This window comes from Streptomyces spongiae, assembly GCF_009377185.1.
GTDB lineage: Bacteria > Actinomycetota > Actinomycetes > Streptomycetales > Streptomycetaceae > Streptomyces > Streptomyces spongiae.
The window spans coordinates 1-3,886 of sequence record NZ_VJZC01000777.1; the positions used below are offsets into that span (position 1 = coordinate 1).

Consider the following 3,886-nt stretch of genomic DNA (forward strand, 5'->3'; position numbering starts at 1 on the left):
GGGTCGGAATCCCGCCAAGGGGCGGCGACTGGATTCTCAGTCCCAGCGACACGCCGTGAATGCCGCGTGTCGCTGGGACTGAGAATCCAATGGACCGTCATCCCGGGGAGGCGCCAACGGCATCCCCGGGTCGCCCCGGGCTCGCTCGCGGGCGGGGCCCCCGGCTTCGCGGGCCCGCCCCGTCAAAGCAGCGTCGGTGCGTGGAACTTTCCGAGGCCCGAGGTCAGGTCGCGGTCCAGCCAGTAGCGGCGCGGTTCGGCGAGCATGACGTCGACGCTGACGGTGAGGAGGCCGGGGACCTGGGCCAGTTCGTGGTCGATGAACGCGGCCAGTGCGGAGCGGTCGGTGACCAGGCCGGTGCACAGGACGGACATGTCGCTGGCGACGTGGGCGGCGAGCCGGGTCTGGGGGAGCTGGTCGATGCGGCGCATGACGTCGGGGGTCTTGCCGGGGGCGACGCGCAGGCGCAGGAGGAACGGCGTCTGGAAGCCCAGCCATTCCGACACGATCTCCAGGCGCGGTTTGACCCATTGTTCGTCGAGGACCCGGCGGACGACGCGGTGCGCGGTGGAGGTGGCCAGGCCGGCGGCCCGGCCGATGCCCGCGGCGGAGGCCCGGCCGTCCTGGATCAGCTGGGCGACGACCGTGCGCTCTGCCTCGCTGAGGGGCTTGGCGGGGGGTGTCGCGGTCGCGGTGGGTGTCGGCGTCGCGGTGCCCTCGGGGCGGGGGCCGGTCAGGGTCAGCAGGTCGGCCCGCTCGCCGGCGGTCAGGAACTGGGGGTCCCAGGTGATGCCCCGGCGCAGGGTGCTGAGCGCGGGCAGCGCGTTGACGCGGCGGACTCCGGGGATGGAGAACATCCGGTCGATCGCCTCGCTGGTGGCCGTGTCCGAAGGGGCGTGCACGACGGCGTAAAGGGGGTAGTCGCCGGAGATCTGCCCCAGGAGCTGGAGGTGGGGCAGGGTGCGGAGCCGGTCGAGTACGGCGAGCGGGGTCTCGCCGGTGATGTCCAGGAACACGTGGACCGGCATCGCGGTGGAGTGCATGCCCCAGTCGGCCTGTCCGATCACGCGGAGCATCCGGGCCTCGTGCAGCCGGTCGTAACGGCGTTTGAGGGTGCTGGCGTCGGCGGACAGGATCGCGCCGAAGTCGTCCCAGGTGGCGCGGGGCGCGAGATGGAGGGCCCCGATGAGGCGCCGGTCGAGCTCGTCGAGGAGAGGACGGGTCATGAGACCTCACCTTAGACTGCCGGTTAATCCCACTGTTACAACCAGAGACTAGAGAATCTCTCATCGGAGTGTCATTGTTCGCAGGAACATCCCTCAGATGCACGAAGAGGTACCCATGAGTGCCACCGCGACCGAGCCCCAGCCGACCGAGCCCCCGTCGAGAGTCCTGCGCGCCGCGTTCCGGGGGTTCGCGGCCATCGAGAAGGTCGGCAACAAACTGCCCAACCCCTTCTGGCTGTTCTGGATCCTCGCGGGGGTCGTGATCGTCCTCAGCGCGGTACTGGCGGCGGCCGGTGTCAGCACCGTGCACCCCGGGACGCACGAGACCATCAAGGTGCAGAGCCTGATCAGCAAGGCCGGGCTCACGACGATGGTCGAGGGGGCCGTCGAGAACTTCGCGACCTTCCCGCCGCTGGCCACGATCCTCGTCGTCGGGTTCGGCATCGCCGTCGCCGAGGCGAGCGGGCTGTTCACGACCCTGCTGCGCCGCATGGTCGCGCGGGTGCCGGGCAGGTACCTGACCTTCGCGCTGTCGATGACGGCGATGGTCGCCCATGTCGCCGGCGACGCCGCGTACGTCACCCTCATCCCGCTCGGGGCGCTGATCTACCGTGCCGCCGGCCGCAGCCCGGTGCTCGGCTGCATCGTCGCGTACGTCTCCATCTCCGCCGGCTACGACGCCTCCCCGGCGATCACCACGACCGACGTGCTGCTGTCGTCGATCTCCACCGCCGCGGCCCACACCATCGACGCCGACTACGTCGTCACCCCGGTCGCGAACTACTTCTTCGGGCTCGCCTCGTCGGTCCTGGTGGCCCTGGTCATCACGCTCGTCGTCGACAAGGTCATCGCCAGGCGCTCGGACCTGGACCCCGACGAGCCGGTCGCCGCGCTGAGCGCCGCCGAGCTGAAGGCGATCGAGGTCACCCCGGAGCAGCGCCGAGCGCTGCGGGTGACCGGACTGGCCGCGCTCGGCTTCCTCGCGCTCCTCGCGGCGGCGCTCATACCGGCGTCCTCACCGCTGCGCGGCGAGGGCGGTTCGATCGTCGAGTCCCTGGTGATCACGGGTATGCCGCTCGTCCTGTTCGCGTTCTTCTCCCTGCTCGGCTGGGTCTACGGCCGTATGACCGGGACCTTCCGTGCCGCCCGCGACATCGTCGACGCGCTGGCCGAGGGCACCCGCACCTACGCACCGATCCTCGTCCTGTTCTTCGCGATCTCCCAGTTCCTCGCGTACTTCAAGTGGACGAACATCGGCAACGTCATCGCCATCGAGGGCGCCGAGACCCTGAAGGACCTGCACCTGAACGGCTGGACGGTGCTGGTCGGCATCGCCGTGCTGATCACCTTCATGAACCTCGTCATCACCAGCGGCTCCGCCCTGTGGGCCCTGGCCGCCCCCGTCCTCGTGCCCATGCTGATGCTCATCGGCATCGAGCCCGAGACCACCCAGGCCGTCTACCGCGTAGCCGACTCGGTCACCAACTGCGTCACCCCGATGAGCCCGTACTTCGCGATGGCGCTGGGCTTCATCCAGCAGCACAAGAAGTCCGCCGGCATCGGCACGCTGGCTTCCTTCACGATCCCGATCGCCGCCGTCGTCTGGGTCGCCTGGGTCGCGTTCTTCGTGGCCTGGTACCTGCTCGGCATCCCCTTCGGCGTCAGCTGACGCCAGCCACCTCTCCGCCCCACGAGAAATCCGCCCCCACGAGAAAGCAGATCATGACCGCATCGCCCGCACCCGCACCCGCCGCCCTCACCGCCCGCGCCCAGGACGTCTCGTCGGAGATCGTCACCGACATCCTGACGCTCGTCCGTCACGAGACCAGCAGTTACGACCTGCCCGGCCTCGCGGCGGGCCTGGACCTCCTGCGTGAGCTGGCCGTCCACCGGCTCGGGCAGCCCGACCACGAGCACCGCCACCCCGGCGGCGAGTGTGGGGACACCCTCACCCTGACCTACACCGGCACCGCCCCCGGCCATGTCGCGCTCGTCGGCCACTACGACACCGTGTGGCCGGCCGGCACGCTCGCCGCATGGGAGCAGCCCCAGCCGGACGGCGACGGCCGGGAGAAGCTCAGCGGGCCGGGCATCTTCGACATGAAGACCGGCCTGGCGCAAGGGATCTGGGCCCTGAAGCTCGCCCGGGAGAGCGGTGTTCCCGTGCCCACCGTCACCTTCCTCTTCAACGGCGACGAGGAGATCGGCTCCCTCTCCTCCCGCCCGGTGATCGAGGAGGTCGCGCAGAAGGTCGACGTGACGCTGGTGCTGGAGCCGACCGCGCACGGGGCGGTCAAGACGGGCCGCAAGGGCACCGGGATCTTCGAGGTCACCGTCACGGGCGTCGAGGCGCACGCCGGGCTCGCGCCCGAGGACGGGGCGAGCGCGATCACCGCGCTGTCCGAGTTCGTGGTCGCCGCCGCGGCCGTCGCCGCCCCCGACAAGGGCACCACGATCAACACCGGCCTCATCAAGGGCGGTTCCGGGACCAACGTCGTCGCCGGGCACGCCACCGCGAGCATCGACATCCGGGTCAGCAGCCAGGCCGAACAGGACCGCGTCGACGCCGAACTGGACGCCATCGAGGTCAGCGACCCGCGGGTCCGCGTCGAGATCGCACACGACTGGAACAGGCCCCCGATGACCCTCAACGCCGCCTC

3 protein-coding genes are annotated in these 3,886 nt (G+C 70.3%); 2 read left to right on the forward strand and 1 reads right to left on the reverse strand.

Annotated features, from left to right (window positions below):
* Positions 1-182: 182 nt before the first annotated feature.
* The gene (locus tag FNH08_RS46545; RefSeq protein ID WP_152777824.1) at positions 183-1,226 is read right to left on the reverse strand and encodes an Lrp/AsnC family transcriptional regulator; all 1,044 of its coding nucleotides are present in this window, start codon (positions 1,224-1,226) and stop codon (positions 183-185) included.
* A gap of 115 nt (positions 1,227-1,341) precedes the next feature.
* Between FNH08_RS46545 and FNH08_RS46550 the strand changes: the two genes are divergently transcribed.
* Positions 1,342-2,895: an AbgT family transporter gene (locus FNH08_RS46550; RefSeq protein ID WP_152777826.1), complete on the forward strand. Its 1,554-nt coding sequence runs from the start codon at positions 1,342-1,344 to the stop codon at positions 2,893-2,895.
* 53 nt (positions 2,896-2,948) lie between these two features.
* The coding region (locus FNH08_RS46555; protein WP_152777828.1) for a M20/M25/M40 family metallo-hydrolase at positions 2,949-3,886 on the forward strand (938 nt) is incomplete at its 3' end.